14 protein-coding genes are annotated in these 19,106 nt (G+C 59.1%); 2 read left to right on the top strand and 12 right to left on the bottom strand.

Going from position 1 to position 19,106, the window contains the following annotated elements:
- Positions 1 to 58: 58 nt before the first annotated feature.
- From DNI29_RS21650 to DNI29_RS21710, 12 genes are all read right to left on the bottom strand, one after another.
- The gene (locus DNI29_RS21650; protein ID WP_110980240.1) at positions 59 to 1,465 is read right to left on the bottom strand and encodes a YncE family protein; all 1,407 of its coding nucleotides are present in this window, start codon (positions 1,463 to 1,465) and stop codon (positions 59 to 61) included.
- A 12-nt stretch (positions 1,466 to 1,477) separates the two neighbouring features.
- A complete protein-coding gene (locus DNI29_RS21655) occupies positions 1,478 to 1,933 on the bottom strand; it encodes a DUF305 domain-containing protein (protein WP_110980241.1) in 456 nt (151 codons plus the stop codon).
- Positions 1,934 to 2,059: 126 nt separating this feature from the next.
- Positions 2,060 to 2,857 carry a LytR/AlgR family response regulator transcription factor gene (locus DNI29_RS21660; RefSeq protein ID WP_110980242.1) on the bottom strand — a complete coding sequence of 266 codons (798 nt, stop codon included), beginning with the start codon at positions 2,855 to 2,857 and terminating at the stop codon, positions 2,060 to 2,062.
- A complete protein-coding gene (locus DNI29_RS21665; protein WP_110980243.1) occupies positions 2,854 to 3,969 on the bottom strand; it encodes a sensor histidine kinase in 1,116 nt (371 codons plus the stop codon). The genes DNI29_RS21660 and DNI29_RS21665 overlap by 4 nt, the downstream gene beginning before the upstream one ends.
- A 476-nt stretch (positions 3,970 to 4,445) precedes the next feature.
- Positions 4,446 to 5,267, bottom strand: a complete 822-nt coding sequence (locus DNI29_RS21670; RefSeq protein ID WP_110980244.1) for an SDR family oxidoreductase — start codon at positions 5,265 to 5,267, stop codon at positions 4,446 to 4,448.
- A 92-nt stretch (positions 5,268 to 5,359) separates the two neighbouring features.
- A complete protein-coding gene (locus DNI29_RS21675; protein ID WP_110980245.1) occupies positions 5,360 to 6,262 on the bottom strand; it encodes a helix-turn-helix domain-containing protein in 903 nt (300 codons plus the stop codon).
- 287 nt (positions 6,263 to 6,549) lie between these two features.
- Positions 6,550 to 7,173 carry a hypothetical protein gene (locus DNI29_RS21680; RefSeq protein WP_110980246.1) on the bottom strand — a complete coding sequence of 208 codons (624 nt, stop codon included), beginning with the start codon at positions 7,171 to 7,173 and terminating at the stop codon, positions 6,550 to 6,552.
- A 469-nt stretch (positions 7,174 to 7,642) separates the two neighbouring features.
- The gene (locus tag DNI29_RS21685; RefSeq protein WP_110980247.1) at positions 7,643 to 8,275 is read right to left on the bottom strand and encodes a hypothetical protein; all 633 of its coding nucleotides are present in this window, start codon (positions 8,273 to 8,275) and stop codon (positions 7,643 to 7,645) included.
- A gap of 554 nt (positions 8,276 to 8,829) precedes the next feature.
- Entirely contained in the window at positions 8,830 to 9,486 is a 657-nt protein-coding gene (locus DNI29_RS21695; RefSeq protein WP_123823366.1) for a hypothetical protein, read from the bottom strand.
- Positions 9,487 to 10,564: 1,078 nt separating this feature from the next.
- The gene (locus tag DNI29_RS21700) at positions 10,565 to 13,258 is read right to left on the bottom strand and encodes an MGH1-like glycoside hydrolase domain-containing protein (RefSeq protein ID WP_238388178.1); all 2,694 of its coding nucleotides are present in this window, start codon (positions 13,256 to 13,258) and stop codon (positions 10,565 to 10,567) included.
- Positions 13,259 to 13,576: 318 nt separating this feature from the next.
- Entirely contained in the window at positions 13,577 to 13,906 is a 330-nt protein-coding gene (locus DNI29_RS21705; protein WP_123823367.1) for a starch-binding protein, read from the bottom strand.
- Positions 13,907 to 14,169: 263 nt separating this feature from the next.
- Positions 14,170 to 15,795: a MutS-related protein gene (locus DNI29_RS21710; protein ID WP_110980252.1), complete on the bottom strand. Its 1,626-nt coding sequence runs from the start codon at positions 15,793 to 15,795 to the stop codon at positions 14,170 to 14,172.
- Positions 15,796 to 16,725: 930 nt separating this feature from the next.
- On the opposite strand from DNI29_RS21710, the gene DNI29_RS21715 reads away from it, so the two are divergent.
- Both DNI29_RS21715 and DNI29_RS21720 read left to right on the top strand, forming a co-directional pair.
- Positions 16,726 to 17,709, top strand: coding sequence for an aspartate carbamoyltransferase catalytic subunit (locus tag DNI29_RS21715; protein ID WP_110980253.1), 984 nt, complete (start codon positions 16,726 to 16,728; stop codon positions 17,707 to 17,709).
- Between the two features lie 92 nt (positions 17,710 to 17,801).
- Positions 17,802 to 19,079: a dihydroorotase gene (locus DNI29_RS21720; protein ID WP_110980254.1), complete on the top strand. Its 1,278-nt coding sequence runs from the start codon at positions 17,802 to 17,804 to the stop codon at positions 19,077 to 19,079.
- The last annotated feature ends 27 nt before the right edge of the window (positions 19,080 to 19,106 follow it).

Raw genomic sequence — 19,106 nt, forward strand, 5'->3', positions numbered from 1 at the left:
GCCGTCGTGTGGGCCGCTGAGTTTCCTCTTCTTTATAGCAGGAAGAAGAACTTGGGGCTTATTCGCTCACCAAGGCAGGGGGACTGCCGACGGCTTTGGGGGCGACGACAACGTGGTCAAAGGCTCGGCCGGCCGGGTGCAGGTCGCCACTGGCGATGCGCTGCACCGGACCCAAGGCCTGGCCCATAGCGTTGCCTTTAACATCGGTGCGCACGGTGGTCAGGGCATAGTCGCGGGCGTAGGGGGCCTGCGTTGAACTGGTCAGGTAGATATCATAGTCCGTGTTCGGGGTAAGGGCGCGCAGGGTAAACGTGGCCAAGTCCACTAGGCCTTCCGACCGCAGGTTCATGGTACCCGCGGCGGAACCTGGTATGGGCGGCCTCAAGTTGCGCACCAGCGTGGGTTTGTCGAGCAGTTGCTGGCCCAGGTTGGCCGTGTTGCGTACGCCGGCGGGCACGGCGTTTGGCACGTACATCAGGGCCATGGGGGCCTGGCCGACTTTGATCTTGCCCAGCACCCGGTTGGTAGCCGTGTTAATGGCCACCGCCGAGTCCCCGTTTTCCAGCCCCACGTACACCCGGCTCGCATCACCCGAGGGCCAGATCCCGTGCGGGTTGGCGCCCACCGGAATGGTCGCCAGCTGCCGAAAACCCGGCTCGCGGCTGTACACCTTGACCACGTCTTCGCCGCCCACCGTGACGTAGGCCACGTTGCCGGTGGGCAGGTCCACCGCCGCGACGTGGTTGGTGATGGGCCCCGTAGCAAGTACCCCCCTGATGGTGAGTGTCTTCGTATCGAGCACCGAGACTTTGCCCACATCCTTGTGCGTAAACCAGATCTGCTGGCCATCCTTGGTCGGGAAGATATTGGGCGAGAAGGGACTGACCACCGGAATGCGCTTGATGATTTTGTAGGTGGCCACATCGATGACGGCCAGCTCCGGGGAAAAGCTGGAGCACACGAACGCCCGCTGACCGTCCGGACTAAACGCCACCTGGCCGGGCCCGTTGGCGACCGGAATGCGACGGGTTTCGCGCCGGGTGGCCGCGTCAATGACCGACACATAGTCCTCGCCCCGCACCGTCACCCAGACTTCCTTGCCATCGGGCCGGAAGGTGGGCTCGTGCGGGGCGCGGCCCACGTACACGCTGCCGGTGATGGCGTTGGTGGCCGTTTCCAGAAAGGTTACGTTGTTGGAGCCCACCGACACCACGGCCAGCGTCTTATGGTCAGGGGAGGCGCCCAGGCCGTGCACCAGCGCCTGACCCCGGTAGAGAGCAGATACCAGGTCGGGCTGGGGCTTGCCCAGGATCACCTGGCCCAGCAGCTGATTGTCGGCGGGGTCGATGACGGACACCGTGTTGGAAATCTGGTCGGCCGTGTACACCCGGTCGCGGTGGCTTACGGCCTGAGCGTGGCTGGATAGGGCACTGCTGAACAGTACCCCAGCGAGTAAGTACTTCATCACAAGAAAGGTTTAGTGGTGCGAATGAGCCGGTGAGGCCGGCCCCGCGCTGGTAGTAGGCACCGGATGCTGGCGCAGCCAGGCCTGAATCTGCTGAATCTCGACCTGCTGCTCGGCGATAATGCTCTGGGCCAGCCGCCGCAGCGCGGGGTCTTTACCGTAGAGCAGCTGCAGGCGGGCCATGTCCACGGCGCCCTGGTGGTGGGGTACCATCATGGCCGCGAAGCTGGCGTCGATGTCGGTGGGGCTGGCCCCGTCCATGCGGCGCATGCCCTCGTCCATGACCACCATGACCGAGTCCATGCCGCGCTGGAAAGCGGCCACTGGGCTACCCGGCGTCGCTGCGGGTCCCATGGGCATGCTCGCCATGGTTGCGTGGCTCATGCCGGCCATCGGGTGCTGATGCTGTGCCTGCGCGGCCGATACGGTCCCGAGCAGCAGGCCGGTTAACAGGAATTGAATTCTCATGATTGTCTGGCAGCCAATGGCTTAATGATTGACAACCAAACGTACGAGTAGCCGTCAGTCCCTGCCAGGGTCCGGCGGCCAACTGGCCTGTTCCGGCCCTGATGTGGCTTTTTTGGCCGCCGACTGCTAAGCGAAGCGCTTCAAAAACTGCTGAATGACCGCGTTGTAACTGCGCGAGGAAGTGACGTGCTGCCCATTGGTCATGCGAAACAGGTACTCGCCGTGGGTCCACGACTTAAACTCTACTATGTGGCTCGTATTGATCACACAGGAGCGGTGGATGCGCAGGAACTGGGCGGGGTTGAGCCGCTCGGCGAGCTGGCTTAGGGAGGCCCGCACGGGGTGGGCCGCGCGCGCCGTGTGCAGCAATACGCCACTGCCCGTAGCCTCGAGGTAAAACACGTCGGCGACGGGCACGAAGAACTGTCGCTCGGGCTGCTTTACCACAAACCGGTCCTGGTACTCGGGCGGCGGGGCTGAACTGGGCAGATTAGGCCAAGCCTGGAGCAGGGCCGCCAGGTCCGCGCCGAGGGCCTGAGTCTGGCGCTGGGCCAGCTGCTGCTGCACCCGGCGCACGCACTCGGCAAACCGGTCGGGGTCGAGGGGCTTGAGCAGGTAGTCCACCGCGTGCAGGGCAAAGGCCGCCACAGCGTACTGGTCGTAGGCCGTGGTGAACACTACCAGCGGCAGCGGGAGCCCCGCGGCTCGCAGGCGTTGCAGCACCTGCACCCCATCCAGGTCGGGCATCTGCACATCCAGAAACACCACGTCGTACGCTCCGGTTTGCAGGGCGGCGAGGGCCTCCGTGCCGTTCTGGCACTCGCCCGCGATGGTCAGGCGCGGAAAATCCGCCAGCAGCTCCCGGACCAGGCTGCGGGCCAGGGGCTCATCGTCTACCAGCAGGGTGCGGATCGGCGTGCTCACGCGGCGAGAGGGGCTGGGCTGGGCGCAGGGGCAGACAGGAAGGGCAGCGACAAGCGCAGGCAGTAGCCCTGGCCGGGCGCGGTGTCGACGCGCACGGCGTAGTCGGTGCCGTAGCGGGTGGTCAGCCGGCTTTCGAGGTTGCGCAGTCCAATGCCACGGACGGCGGTATCGGCGCTGCCCCGGCCGTTGTCGTGCACTTGCACGATGAGCCGGTCGGCTTCCTGCTGGGCGCTGATGGCCAGCTGACCAACCCCCGCCTGCGGGGCCAGGCCGTGGCGCACCGCGTTTTCAACTACCGGCTGCAGGAGCAGAGCGGGTAGGATAGCAGCCTCAGCGCCGGGAGCAATGTGGTAGGCCACGGCCAGGCGGTCGGGAAAGCGGGTTTGCTCAATTTCTAGATAAAGTCGGGTTAAATGCAGCTCCTGGGCCAGGGTCACTTCCTGGGTGTCGCTGCCCTCAAGTACCAGGCGCAAAAACTGGCTGAGCTGGGCGAGCATGCGCCGGGCCGCCTTCACGTCGGAGCCCATCAGGGCCGAGACGGCATTTAAGGAATTAAACAGAAAGTGGGGCTGCAGCTGCATTTTCAGGGCCTGCAGCTGGGCCTGCACGAGCTGGGTTTCCAACTGAGCCGCCTGCACCTGCCCCTGACGATACCGCTCCCGGTACTGCACGGCGTAAGCCATGCACAGCAGCATCCAGTAAATGGGCACCCAGGTATTGGCATTGGCCACCACCGTGGCCAGCGAGAAACCTCCCGGCAACACCCCACCAGCGGCCATTAGCCCGGCGTAGGCCAGGCGGTACCCCAGCGTGAGCCCATAGCTGGCGGCCGCGTGCACCAGCAGGTGAGGCAGCAGGCGGCGTCGCTCCGTCAGGTCGAAGCGCGTAGCCAGGGCAAACACCACCGGCGTGAGCAGGCCCCAGAGCAGGCCGTGCAGCAGCCGTCCGCCCAGGGTTTCCCCCCAATGGGTGGGCGTGCCCGCTGAAAGGTTCTGCGCAAAGATCAGCAGCACCATGAACCCGCTGAACAGCAGCCAGGCCAGCGCAATTACCGGCCCCGGCACCAGCGGCCGGCGGGGTAGGGGCGGAGCAGGGGGCGGTGGGGTGGGCATAGCCTCAAATATAAGACTACTTAAGCGCTACTGAGTTAAGACTCGTTGAAGTGGCCTTTCACCGCGCCTACCTGGTTTTTTGGCGGCTTAATTCAGCTTAAGCTACGTGCGGCAGTTACTCCGCCTGCTACGCGTAGTGTGGGGCCTCCCTAGTGAGTGTACACCCTTATGACTGTTGCTTAAGGGTAGCAAAACGATAGAAGCGGCGTCTTCAAGCGGATATTATCTATATAAAATCCGCTAAGCGGATATCATGAACCACTGGTAAGTGATACAATGACCAACTAGGCCGATTGCGGATAGTTGTGCAACAGCCATCCTCGTTTGCAGGTTTGTCCCGGAGAAAACCTACGGAAGCTCAACTACAGTTACCAATTAGTTCAGTCAAACGAGGGGTACAGTGAGCGACTACAGCCTACTTCCCGATTGTGCCCGTTCCTAAAAGGCACGGGCTGGAAAGACCGTTCTGTCCGGTGCTACTTGCCGCCAGCGGTGCGGTTGATGAGGCCAGCGAAGACCTGATGGGGTAGCAGCCACCGCAGGAAATACACCAGTTTGGGCTGCGAGCCGGCTAGTACCCGGGCTTGCCTGCCGCCCCGGGTAGCCGCCGCAAACACGACGCGGGCCACCGACTCCGGCGTGGCTGCGTGGGCGTAGCTGGCCAGCGTTTGCTCGTGCACGCGCTGGGCATAGGGGTCGTAGGCTGGGGCCGGTACGTACTGGATGGCGGCCGTGAAGTCGGTGCGCACCGTGCCCGGCACGATGGTGCGCACCTGAATGTTGAACTGCTGCACTTCGTATTGCAACCCTTCCATGAAGCCCTCCACGGCGAATTTCGTGGCGTTGTAGACGCTGTAGAGCGGGAAGGCCATATGTCCTCCCACGGAGGTAGTGGTCAGAACAAGTCCCTGCCTGCGTTCCCGAAAATGGGGCAGCACGGCGCGCGTCACGTTCATCACCCCGTACACATTCGTGTCAAACTGCTGCTGCACCTGAGCGGGGCTGAGGGCCTCAAAGGCGCCGGCCAGGGCATAGCCCGCATTGTTAAAGAGCACATCCAGGCGACCGAAGGCGTGCCGCGCAGCGGCCACGGCGGCCTCAATGCTGGCCACGTCCAGCACATCGAGCGGCAGCACCAGCACATTAGCCAGGGAGTGCAGATCGGCGGGGGCCTTGTGGGGGGTGCGCATAGTGGCGGCGACCTGCCAACCGCGCTGAGCGAAGTAACGGGCAGTGGCCAGCCCAATGCCGGAGGAAGCGCCGGTAATTAGGATTGTTTTGGTGGGGTTAGTAGCCATTGGAGTGAACGTCAGGGCGTATTCGACTTCGACAAAGGTATCTGGCCCCCCTCCCGGCTTTTTAACGACTTTCAAACCCCGATTGACAAAAATCAAACCTGGCGCGCCTGCGTCGGGGTGCACTGCGCGTGCCGTTTAAAAAAATGCGTGAAATGGGTCTGCTCATTGAACCCCAGGCAGTACCCAATCTGGCCGATGGGCCAATCGGTATGCATCAGCAAGGCCCGCGCTTCCTGCACCAGCCGCTGGGCCAGCAACTGCGAGGTGGTGTTGCCCGTGGCAGCCTTGAGCGTGCGGTTGAGGGAGTTGACGTGCACGGCCAGCCGGTCGGCAAACGCCTGGGCCGTGTGCAGCTCCAGCCGCTGGTTCGGCGAGACGATGGGAAACTGCTGGGCCAGCAGCGTCTGAAAAGCGGCCACCAACCGACTGCCGACCAGGACGGCTGGGGCTGCCGGGGCGAGCTTGATCGCCCCGTGTACACACTCCATGACATAGTAAAAGAGGAGCTCGTACTTGCCGACGTAGTCCGAGGCCTGCTCCGCCAGCATTTTCTCGAAGAGCGCCCCAAACGCGGCGGCCTGCGCCGAATCGAGATAGAAAAAAGGCTGCCCCTGCGCGTGAAACACTGCCAAGTTGGTGGGGCGCAGGCGGGTATGGGCCGGCAAAAAGTCTTCGGTAAACACGCAGCAATAGCCGGTGTAGGGCAGCTCGTGCAGCTCCCAACGGTAGGGTACCTGCGCGTTGGTAAACACCAGCGCGTGCTGTCCGGGGGCCAGCAAGGCCTGCTGCGCGCCGTAGTGATAGGTGGCGTGCCCGGTGCCGAGCATGATTTTGTAAAAATCCTTGCGCCCGTACACCGCCGCCAGGTCGGTTACGGTGGGAAGATCTTCCAGCCGGAACACGGCAAAATGCCCGCCGCCTCGCCGCAGGTCAGGCAGGGGCTGTTGCAGCTTGTGGGCGTAAAAGTCCGGTAAGGTCTGCGTAGGGGCCATCATCCGAGCTTAAACACCCAAGTCGCCTAGAAAGATTACGGTTGCCGCTTTCCCCACGGGGTTGCGGCCAGAGCACTAGGCGCGCCTTCCTCGGAAAAGCGTACTGCTTGCCGCCTGTTACCCAGTGGGAACCGCTTGATGCGGAAGTAAGCAAAAGCGCCACGAAGTTCAGGCAAACGGGGGAGGTATGCTGTTTGAGATTGTGTTTATCGGCTGCCGCCCTTGTTAAAGAAGTAACCTAGTAATTTCTCATGGCAACGGTTAGCCTCTGGCGGTGGTCTCGCTACCGTTTACAGGCGACGGGCCAGGGTAAGATTATAGGTTGAGGTCCGGCCCCCGTTCAGGCCATTCTGCACCGTGGCTTTCACCCCGATGCGCCAGCGTTGCCGGGCATCAACCGCCGCATCCAGATTCAGCGACAAGAGATAGCCCGCATACGGGCCGCTGTAGGTCCGCAGCGCGTAGGAGTCAACCCGGCCCGCCGTGGCCGTGAGAAAGGCATAGGTATCCTTGCGGTAGTAGCCGGCAAAGCCCCCGGCACCGAGCCCCAGCAGCACCCGCTTATCGGTGCCGAAGGGGTAGAGCATTCCTTCCACCTCTACAAAGCCGGCCCGATAGCGCTGATCCGGCAGCTGCCGCTCTAGCGAGCTACTCGGCTTGCCGAAGACGCCTACCAGTCGGCCGGCTACGCCGAAGTGGCGGGTGAGCGTAGGCGCGTACTCCAAAGCCAGGCGGGTGCATCGATAGGCTCCAGCATTATCATAGGCCGTGCCCACTCCCAGGCGCAGGTAGGCAGGCTTGGCGCTTCCGGTAGGCGGGGTGAGGGTGGTAGTAGCGGGCGTTTGCGCCGCTACGGCTAGGGGGAATAAGGTAGCGAGTAGCCCGGCGCTTCTGAATCGATTGGATTGACTCATAGCATGAAACAAGAAGGAAAGCGATATGATATCTCCCCTGAGGAGACCTTCCATGGGCAAAAGGTTGCGTCGCCTCAAGAAAGGGTACCTGTCTCTTCTCCTTACTCCGGTGGTCCGTCCCTTAGGTGTGTAGTCTACCGCCGCTTGCAACGGGAGTGCAGCAAAACGGTTTGTATTCTGGGCTCTAAGCACCAAAAGAGGCGCACTATATCATGGATCCAGATTAAAACGGGGGGCGGGGCAACTACGCAAAGAAAATAGTCAGTAAGTGAAGGCAGAAAGAGGCCGATCTCTTTATAAGATTATACTTATTGGTCCTGGCTATCACTTTTGAGACAGGTTTACCGACCTGCGTTCCAGGGGCCAAGATGGCATCCCTTTTTTTGAATCCTCCACAAGGAGTAATGTCTGGCACTTAGCAGACCTTGTCGCGCTTGCTTCTTTTGAGCGGCAACTGGTGGATTGCTGGTTAGGTTGTGCTTTTTAGTCGGCGGTACAACACCCAAGAAATTAGTAAGCCCAGCGCTCCTACTAGCACACAGACCCCAAACCAGATCAATGGATTATAGCGCTCTACCAGCCCGCGATAACCAACTGTATATACGAAAAGCACAAGGCCAAGGCCTTCCCACAATTTGTGCTCATAAAAAGCCGGCGAGGGGAGTAGAACTACAGGTTGATTCAGGACAATGCGCAATCTGTTCCAGTCCCAAGCCAATAGCCCTACTGTGGCCAGGAGCATAGCCCCCGTGATGACATGGGTATAGCCAAATTCATACGAAATCGTGATCACGTAGATATTGGCGATAATAGGCAAGAAGAGTAAGGCACCGAGTAAAGCATAGCGTTGCGTGAGGAGCAGTACCCATGCCACCAGTTGCGCTACGCCTAAAAACTGCCAGTAAAGTCCCGATTGATAGAGTGTTTCAAAGAAGTGTTCGGGGCTGTGGAAAGGCGACCCCTCTCCCTTCACCATGGTAAAACGTTCGCCTTTTATTTTAATCAGGCTGGCGAACACAAAAGCTCCTCCAATTACATAGCGCGTGTAGATGACGGCGAGTTGCAGCCATATTTTTTGTTTCCAAGCTAAGAGCGACATCATGTTCGTAAACGCAGGTAGAATAATAGGGGAAAGTACCACATTCTACCGGTCGTGACACTAGGACCATAATCTACCATTTTCCCGAGGTGGTGGGCAGGTCACTTGTTATGTAAAGCGCTTTTTTCAAGCTTGCTCGATTATTAATCAGGTGAGGCACTTCAGACGATGATACCCCTATAAGGCCAGATAAGTAGCTTTAACTGCTTTCTTTCTATTCCTTATCCATAGAAGCGTTTTCGTGGCACATCCCATGAGCGGTAGGTATCCACCTACTCGTTTGTATGAATAAACCCAAAAATGGCATCAGTATAGGGCCCGCACTCGGTAGGCCTTGCACCAAATGCTGATGGGCTGCGACGAGGGACACGTGAACTTTCCCTATCAGCCCCGCCATGGTGGGCGGTACGATTGGACCTAAGCAGAGTTGGCCCAGTCAGGTTCATTTGCTAGAATGCAACCCTCTTAATCCTGATACGGTTGGCCTATTAGTACCAAATCTCGGGCTGATAGCGCCTGATAAAAGTTATTATCAGCCCGAGATTTGGTCTGAGGAATTATTGTGCTCGAACAACTAAGGATAAATCTACATTCGCCACCTTCTTTTGCCGGCTGGTTTGCCGAGTGCGCCATGGTTTCGTTGGGAACTCGCGCACCAGGGTCTGGACCGTAGTCACTGACTCGGCGGTCCGCAAGGCAGGAAAGGCACTGGCCGGTGTACGCCGGTACGTGGCCGGGTTCAGCGGATCAGTCGCCGTAATGCGCTGCCACGGCGTCGGATCGTCTCGCTGCATGACTACGGCCGTTTCTGCCGGATCGGTGGGCAACCCTTCCACGAGAATATACACTCCTTCCGGGGGTAGGCGCAACCCATAAGCACTCAGATCTATGCGCAGCACTTGGTCGGATAAGGCAGCGAGTTGAGCCGCTGTATAGATAGCGGCGAAGGGAATCAAGTCATAGGGGCTAGGACTACGCAGCGAATCGGCTTGTACCCCAACCAAGCGAATGCGCACCCGACCTGCGGTGGGATGATTCGGACGCCAGCGAACTACCAACTGCTCGACCAAGGAGGGAGCCAACTCGGGTGCCGGGCGAAACAGGATGCCAAACTGCAAGCCGGGAGCGACCAGTGTTCCTGTTTGCGCGGAGGCTTTCACGCCTATGCTGGCCAGCGTCACCGGTGGGTTGGGCCGGACTAGGACGGGCGGCAATACCAGGGCTTGTGGAAGAAGGCGAATGGTATCGGTCTGACCCGTAGATGCGCTACGCGTAGCTTCCAGTGTTGCATAGCCAAGGCAGTGAAGGCGGAAATGTGCCGTGGGGCCCGGCAAGGTAAAGTGTCCCTGCGAAGTCGTTACCTTTCGAGTTGATTCTTGTAGGTCCTGCACAGTAACACCTGCCAGAGGACGGCTGGTGGTCGCATCCACAACCACCGCGTGATAAGGGGCCAACCAGAAGAAAGTATGCCAGAGCAGGTGAGAAAGAAAAGAGAAAGCTAGCACCAGTGGGAACCACGTTAGATAGAGAGGAGTGGTCAAAGAACGGTATAATACAAGACGGACAAAAGGTTCATATTCTCCTTTTTGTCGGTGCGAAATAGCCCGTCACAGAATATTACAGGTCATTCACTTCTTGAAATTAACTGTGTTTCATCTGTTAACATATTAGGCACTTATCAGACCGTTTTATTCAAGCAGGCTTACAGTAAGAAGCCGGCTTCTGGCCCTCGGTTAAATGTTTAGTCCAAAAGTCAATCGGTGCGCTTGAAGTTAATGCCATTGAAGGAGGGGCCATTTGCCAAAACGGCTCTTCTTGTTCAGCAAAATGGTCTGTATACCAAACTCAAAAGGGCAAAGGGAGCGCCAGGTTAGGGAACAGTGCCGAGCGGCAGATACTGCTACAAAGAAGAGAGGCGGGGCAGAAACATAGGGATGGGAAGGCATCGACTTCTTTTTGCGTAGTTCTACCTTCTGATCATGGCCGTGTCTTTCTCCTCCTTTTTTGCACCTACGGCGGCCTGCGGGCCAACTGGCTCCTGCTCGTGGCCTCGGTCTGGTATCATTACGTGCCCAGCCGGTAGGTACTCCATCATCCGGGCCTGCTGCCTCCCTTGGCTGACACCGCGCCTCTGCACACCCTACGCAACGCGCAGCTGCTCTTCCTGCTGCTCACCTGGGGTTATTGCGCCTGTCAGCCCGTCAAACCCTGCGGCTAGTCCAGGCTGGTGTGAAATGCCTTTAACTGCCCAGCCCATGCCGGATACAGTAACTAGGCTATGGTGTTGTTCCATTACTGCACGCGCTGTAGCCGCAGGTAATCGAGCATAGCTTGGTTGACCTCACCGTTCATGTTCTGGTTAGCGTGCTCGTAGGCCAAGGTCAGGGAATGGGTGCCGGGAGAGAGGTGCACCATTATAGGGTTCGAATACCCCCAGTTTGACCACTCGCCCACCCCCCGCTGGGGTAGCACCACGGTACCTAGTAATTCGCTACCTCGGCGTAGCGTCCGGATGGCGCACTTATTCTGCGTGTTGATCGGGCCGTTGCCGTTTGCATAGCGAAAATCAAGCGCATATAGACCGGGTTCGGTCACGGTAACAGGAATGGTTAACTGGGTATTGCGGTCAGGGCTGATTTCCACAAAACCGGAACCGGTAAACCCTTGATAGGCCAGCGGAGCCCTAGGCGCTAGGGTTTCCAATTGTACCCGCTTAGCAGTTCCTACAAATATCGGCTCACTAGCAAAGGACTCTTGCTGCCCGGCACCCACGGCCACTACTTGGTAGACAGCCCCTGCCGCCGGAGCAGCTATTTCAGTGGTTGTGCTTGTGCTGATCAGTTTGCCATCGCGCAGTACTTTGTAAGCAGTTGCCCCTACAATGGGCGCCCAGTGCAACCGCCCCTGCTGATAGACTGGAGTTGGGGTTTCCGGAGAAAAAGAATTAGCCACTCGATTAATGGGTTGTATCGGCGGGGCTTGATTCTGTAACACAATGCGTATCGTGTGCCGGCCGGTGAGGCTGGCTGAAATCGCAGCTTCGGGCAAGGGCTGGCCGTCGAGGGTGATGCTCTGGATGGTGTTGCCAAAACCGTCCATCTCCACATCGAGCACAGCCCGGCGGTAGCGGTAGCCGCTAAGCCGTCGCTGGCCGGCAAAGGCCTGGGGCACGAAGGGCCGGAACACCAGCCGGTCATCGTGGTACTGCATGCCGAATAGCGCCTTGTAGACCAGGCTTAAGCTACCCGAGAGACTCCAGAGCATGTTGGAGGAATTGATTTGAGTACCCGCGAAGTCGCCATTGCTGGACACAAAGTTCTCCTTATTGGTGAGAAACAGGGCGGCGGGCCGGTAGATGGCGGCTATGCTTTCTGTGAGTGAGGCTTCGTTGCCCACCTTGGCGGCGGCCAGGGCCCAGAAGCTCTGCACGAAGGGCCACACCGCATCGTTGTGATAGGGTGGGATGCCTGGTATCTGCGGATAGATACAGGAGATGCCGTAAGGTGTGGTTGGGGTTTGGCTCACCACTTGCTGGGCCCGCTCGCCCTCGGCAATGCCGAAGAGCACACAAAGGGCCTCGCCTAGTGCCTCGGCCCGGGGCGAGAGTACCAGATGGGTGCGGCCGTAGAGACACTGGCCGTAATAGCCTTTGTCCTCCTGCCACAGGTGCCGGTTGATAGCTAATTTTATGGCCTCAGCTTGGCGTTGGTGCCGGGCAGCTACGTTAGGCTGGCCGAGTTTGGCTGCCATATAGGCCAGCACGACGTTACCCTGATAATGCACGGCGTTGGTGCCAAGGCTTTCACTCTGGTAAATGTCTGCCGGCTGCATCCAGCGCGGGTAGGTTTGCTCGCGCCAATCCAGAAACGACGACTCGCCGCGCACCAGGCCCGTGGCAGGGTCGTAGGCGTTCTGCACATCGTCGGCGATGCTTTGGCGAATGATGGGGTACACCTTGCGCAGCCAGGCCTCGTCGCCGGTGGCTTGGTAAATTTCCCAGGCTGCCGTGGCCCATACGATGCGATCGGTCGAGCACGGGTAAGCGCCACCCGTCCCCGTGTCCTGAATAATACGGCCCTCGAGGCTTACCTTACGGAGCAGGCTGTTCATGGCTACCTTGGGCTGCAGGCTGGCCTGAGCCAGGATGATACTGTAGCTCACGTCGCGGGTCCAGACGCCGGCCCATTCTTTGCCCGTGCGCAAGGTGCTGTCCGGCTCCACGGCCCGGCGGGCTTCTTCCAGGGCCAGATTATAAAGGGCATCGGCCAGTGGGTAGTCAGAGGTGTACTGAGGAAAATCGGCGGTATTCACGGTTTTTTCCCAGCGCTGAGCGGTGGTTTGGACGGAAGCTGGCTGGTTAAGCGTCAGCGTTACCTCATAAATGCCGTCACCGTCGGCATCGGTCATTTCCAACTCGGGCTTGTTGACCAAGTTGTCAAAATCCCAACTCATCGGGGCGGTGTCGCCCGCCACGTACACGTGCTTAAAGTCCTGCTGGTAGAGTTTTTCGCCTTTGAAGGTAGTGTAGAAGCCATCCTTTTTAAACGCAGCCAACACGGGCCGTAAATCCAGCCGAATCTTCAACCGGGTATTCGGCGCCAGGTAAGTATTAGCCGGGGTGGGGCGCGGGTCCACGTAGCGCTGGCCGAACGGAATAAGGGGTGTTTCCAGGATTTCTCCCGTCGCAGTGGGCAAGACCAGAAACGCGTTGTCTTGGCCCGGAGGCATCTCGTTGTCCTTGCCATTGAGGCTGAACTTAAACGTGATGCGTGGGGAATGGAAGGCATTGGCCGGACTCTGGTAGTTGGAGGCTAACTCGGTAGGCGACAGTGCCCGCGCGGTGTAGCGACCCTGCATGATGCTGTCAGCATATAAAGAGTACTCCGCCGACTGCCAGATGGGTACGGCCGGGCGCGCTGAGGCAACAACGGTATTAGCTGCACTGGCCACCGTCGCCTTTGGCGTCTGACAAGCGGGTCCTAGCATAAAAGTGAGAGAAACTGAAGCTAACAGGCCAGTATACTTCATAACGTTTAAAGCGAGAGCCGGTTTGAGGTTCCTCCGAAGAGAAACCCCGATTGCAGCGAAAAAATAAAACAGGTAAGCGAGCCGCGCTCCACCGTTAGTTGAGTTTGACCAGCCGGCGCGTGAGCGTGCCGGCGGCTGTGCTGAGGCGGTAAAGGTACAGGCCAGGGGCAAGCGTGGCGCCGGGCATGACCACTTCGTGCTGACCGGCGGGTAATTCCCGCGCATTGAGTAGCGTGGCGGCGTGCTAGCCCCGCACATCATATACCACGAGGCTAACTAGGCAAAGCAAACGGTAGTAGCCTGACTAAAGGAATTAGGCACATTTTGAGCGAGCTCCAGGCCGGGCCCTGGGGAGGTGTTCGAGGTGGACAGCATCGCTCGCCCACTGGTCGGCGCATCAGTCCAGATGTTGCCCGCATAGGTGTAATAGCTTGTACGGTTGCGGTAAAGGTCAACTGTTTTGGTGGTGTTATCGCCGTTGTTGCTGAATACCAAGTTGGCGCTACTGATGGTGCTGGGGAAGGTGTAGCTGTACCAGTCAGTGTCTATGTTGGGCGCGGTGCTCATGGCAATGCCGGGCCAAGTGGTGCTGGTCCCCGTTGGCACAGTGTTCTAATAGTGAATTTTGGCGTTCGCCCAAGTGGCGGGCTTTTGAAAGTATACGTTCAGCGGATTGTTGGACGGTGGTGTACTGCCAGTTTCAGCCACCAGCACGCTCCAGTACTTGATGCGGGGCAAAACAACCGTTACTTACGCCGCCCGACTGGCTGAAGGTTAGCTGCTTAGGCAAGCCATGGTTGAAATCGGGCAAGGCCGTCCAGATGCGGGTGATGGAGCTCGATGCTGGATAATATCGCTAGGCTGCGCCTTTAGTCTACTAAATTTTCCTCCCAGGTCGAATCAGCTAACGAATTATGTTCTTCCGGCGTGGTTGATTGCGTCCCCCTTGCCAGCGTGGCACTAAGCGCCTGCGCGGCGGCTATTACCTGCGCCGGGTAGTGCAGGCGCGCCAACAACCGAATGGCATTGCGCGTGGTGAGCGGGCCGGCTTTGAGGCGGTAGTCGAAATACCAGTCTTCCGCCGTGACTGTCTCGCAAAAGTGGTATTCGACAAAGCACGACTGCAATAGCGTGCCTAGCTCCCCATCATGGGTAGCCGCCACGACCCAACTGCGTGGCTGTAAGTAGGCCAGCACGGCTTTATTCGCAGCGATGCGCTCCTGCGTATTCGTGCCTTTAAACAGCTCATCCAGCAGCAGCAGGTAACTGCCGGGATCCGCGTCGCAGGCCAGCAGCAGCTGCCGCATGGTTTCGGCTTCGACCAGGTAATAGCTTTTGCCCGTGGGCAGGCTATCGGCCAGACTAAGGCTGGTGAGTACTCGACAAAACGGGGCGCGGTAGGCAGTGGCTGGGCACGTAGCTATCGTCTGGGCCAGCAAGGCATTCACGCCCAGCATGCGCATAAAGGTGGTTTTGCCCGCCATATTCGAACCGGTCAACAGAACGCCGGGCCCGGCCAGGGTTAAGTCATTGGGCACACACCCCGGGACCAATGGGTGATAGCCGGCATGCAGTTGGATACCCTCGGCCGCCGGCCCAAAGTGCGGCACACAGGTGGCGTGGCGCTGGCGGAAGCTGGCCACCGCGAGGGCGCAATCGACGTAACCCACGGCCTCAAAGACAGTTCGAATCGCGGGTGCTTGCTGTTGCACGGCCACCCGGCAACGGGCATACAGCAGCACGTCGAGCAGCAGCAGCATCTTGAGCAGTTCCAGCAGCCAGTTGTCTTCTACCTGAAAGAATGCGACTTGTCGCACGAGCGCCCCCAGCCGGGCCAGGGGCGCGGCCAGCGGCTGAAGCGGCTGCAGGGGCAAGGCCGCCCGCTGCAGCGCCTGCCCCGTCCGGTGCAAGCGGCCCAGTTGCAGCAGTGGGCGAACACAGTGCTTGATCCGCTGGAGCTGCCAGAAGTGAAACATGGCATTTATAAGGGCAAACCCAATCGTGCCCCACCAGAGCACGGGTAGCCAATACCCACCGAGCAAGGTGGTCAACAGCCCCAGCACGAGCAGCGGCGCAAATCGAGCGCCGGGCAGCGTAGGCAGGGACTCCCCACTACACAAATCGACCAGGTAGTATGCCTCGTGGGCAGCCAATAGGTCGAGGGCGAGCAAGGCTTGCCCGCGGGCCACGGGTTGCTGCGCCAGCAGGGTCGCAGCGGCATCAAACTCGTGCAGGGCGGCCGCGTCGGCGAGCGGGCTGCGCAGGCGGTGGTACAGGCATTGCTGCCCTACCCGACTTACTGTGGCATCAAGCAGTTCAAAAAGCAAATCGCCATTCAGGTCCGCCCAGGTTTGGTCTGGTAGGCGGTGGTACGTGGGCTCGTGCTGCACCTGATCGTAGTAGCGGGCCACCAAGGGAAAAGGGGGGGAGCGCGAAGCCGGCTGGTGCCAGGCCGCCTCCAGGCGGCGTAAGCGCGTGCGGGAAGAAGTCCACATGAGAAACAAAGGGTAGCGAACCGGGTGTGGGCGGTGAAGGCGTGCCACTAGTACTTATTAAGTAACGCGAAAGGTAGCGAAGGGACACGGATCAGAACGGTTCCCTAAACTTACTGGCAAACACCCCCGAACTCGTTTCCGCAAGCATCTTCATGGTGCTTCCTTGACAGGGATTGATGCTACGTAGTAGTCGGCGTGAGGCTGACCCGCAGCCATAAAAGTCTGGTATCACGCTGGGTAAGTCAGGTGTAAGTAATGCTAGGCGAAATCAGAATGCACTTCAGAGATTTCAATAGCCGACTCAACAGCAACAGCGGAAACGTCCACCCAATAACTCGCTTTTCGCCTTTCAAGAGCTCAGACTCAAGAGAATCGCTTGACTTTACGACCTTAACTTTAATGGAGGCCTAGGCCGCCAATCAGTCTGAAACGCTCCCGCATAGCGCATTAAGCCGCGGGTTCTCTACTCATTTACTAGCAATACTTACATTCCCTTCAACGCAAATTCTTGCTGAACATGCTTAAAGGATACGTAACAATGCCGTAGCTTTGCATCATGCTTCAACCCAAAAACTTGTTGATGAAGCGTGGAGCCCTGCTCAGCTGGGAACCGCGAGTTGACCGGCAGGTCTTCGCCACCATCGGTTTTCCCGATTTTGCCTCCGCTATTTCCGTTGTTTTTTCTGGGTATTGCCCCGCTACCGTTTCGGATTCCGAAACGGTTTTTTTATGTCCATTGAGTTTGTCGGCTGTCGCCCCGCAGTCAGCTACTTCCTCTCACGGACGCCAATACCCATTCCGCCAACTGTGGCGGCTACCACCAGCACTCCGGCCCACAACGGCGGCTAGATTTTCCGTCATGGGTAATGGCAGATAAGAATTCACATTGTTTGTTTCAGTTAGACGACCTCACTTTTCCTCAACTCCGGTATGGCACGTAAAGACCTGCTCGACATCGCCTCCCTCCACCGTGAGGAAATCGAGTTTCTGCTCGACCAATCCACGTCCTTTAAAAAGCTGTTCACCCAGTCGGTGAAGAAAATCCCGGCCCTCGATGGCAAGTCCGTGCTCATGCTGTTCTATGAGGCCAGCACCCGGACGCACTCCTCCTTCGAGGTCGCGGCCAAACGCCTTTCGGCGGAGGTAACCAATTTTGACGTCGCCCACTCCTCCATCACCAAGGGCGAGTCGGTGCGCGAGACAATTGAGACGCTCCAGGCCATGCGTACCGACTACATTGTCGTCCGCCACAGTCACCCTGGCCTGCCCGGCATGATTGCCCGCCAAACTACGGCCTCAGTCATCAATGCCGGCGACGGGGCCCACGAACACCCCACCCAGGCCCTGCTGGACGCCTTCACCATCAAGGAAAAATTTCCTGACCCTAGAGGCAAAAAAGTTCTCATCATCGGGGATATTCTCCACTCCCGCGTCGCGCGCTCCACCAGCACCCTGCTGCAGAAACTGGGCGTCGAAGTCGCCTACCTCGGACCGGGCTCCCTGGTGCCCAAGTATGTGCCGGCCACCATCCCTCGCTTCACCGACTACGAGGCTGCTATGGCCTGGGCGCCCGATGTGGTGTACCTGCTGCGCGTGCAGATGGAGCGCCAGGACGTGCAGTTTTTTCCCAGCGTCCGCGAATACCACCGGGTCTACGGCATCACTACCGCCCGGCTGGCCGAAATCCGCGACCGGGGCCTCTACATCATGCACCCCGGCCCCGTCAACCGGGGGGTCGAGCTGTGCGACGCCGTCATGGACTACGAGCGCAGCCTGATCACCAACCAGGTCGAAAACGGCATTTCCATCCGCATGGCCGTGCTCGACTGGCTCACGCCGGGCGGGGAATTTCCGCGGCAGGAATCAACTTACGCCACCCGGCAGCGGATTAGCTCGCCAGTGATTGTGCCTTAGCCGCCGGAAGCGGCTGGTTCCGCCCGCGTTTTTCATCTTTAACCGCCCGAATATCCCCCCACTTCTTGCCAGTTTACAGCTCTCCTAAATTCATGCTCCTCCTTCAAAACACCCGCATTGCCTCCGAAAATTCTCCTGTACTGCTCGAAGGCGACGTTCTGATTGTCGAAGGAAAAATCCAGGACATCGGCAGCAACCTCGCTATTCCCGAGGGCGCCCGCGTCATTGACGCGCGCGGCCGGGTTCTTATGCCGGCCATGTTTGACGCCCACGTCCACTTCCGCGCCCCCGGTTTTGAGAACAAGGAAACCATCACCACAGGTAGCGAAGCAGCCATCAACGGCGGCGTGACCGGCGTGGTCATGATGCCCAACACCCGTCCGGCTCTCGATTCGGCAACGGCGGTGGCCACCGTGCTGGAAAATGCCAAGCACCGGGCCCGCATTCCGGTATACACCTCCGGCTGCGTCACCAAAAACCGCGAGGGCAAGGAGCTGGCGGAAATCGAGGGCATGCGCGAGCTCGGGGTAAAAATGCTTACCGACGACGGAGATACCACCAGCGACCCGGCAGTGTTGCTGCGGGCGATGCAGTACGCCACCGAGTTCGGGATGTTTTTCGCCAGCCACTGCGAGGTGCCGGAGCTGGCCGGGCCGCGTGCCCTGAACGAAGGAGTGATGAGTTACCGGCTGGGCATCAAGGGCTCGCCGGCCTGCGCCGAGGAAATTATTATTGACCGTGACATTCGCCTGGCCCGGGCGGCAGGCGCGCACGTGCACATCCAACACGTGTCCAGCAAGCTCGGAATGGAAACCATCCGCTGGTGGAAGTCCCGCGGCGATGTGAAGGTGACGGCGGAAGTGGCCCCGCACCACCTCATGTTCACCGACGAGCACATCGGCGACTACGACACAAACTATAAGATGAATCCGCCGCTGCGGACGCAAGCTGATTGTGATGCCCTGTTAGAGGGGCTCATTGAAGGCGTCTTCGACCTCATTGCCACCGACCACGCGCCGCACACGCCGTTTGAAAAAGCCCAGGATTTCATCAGCGCGCCCAATGGCATCACCGGCTTGGATACGGCCCTGGTGTCGCTCTATCACTTCTTCGTTGAGCCCGGAAAGTTTGGGTGGGACCTGGTAGTAAAGCGCTATTCGGCGGAGCCCCGCCGCCTGATGGGCCTGCCAGTACCCACCATCGAAGTCGGCCAACAAGCTGAGTGCGTCTTGTTCGATACTGAGGCGGAAACGACCTTCACGAAGGAATTCATGAAATCCAAATCCCAGAATACGCCCTTCATAGACCAGACACTGAAAGGCCGGGTAGACCTAGTGATTTTAGGCACAGAAATCCTGCTTGAGCGCTAGCCATTGGCTGCGCTGGGACCAGCCTTT

It is taken from the genome of Hymenobacter sediminis, assembly GCF_003231285.1.
Taxonomy (GTDB): Bacteria; Bacteroidota; Bacteroidia; order Cytophagales; family Hymenobacteraceae; genus Hymenobacter; species Hymenobacter sediminis.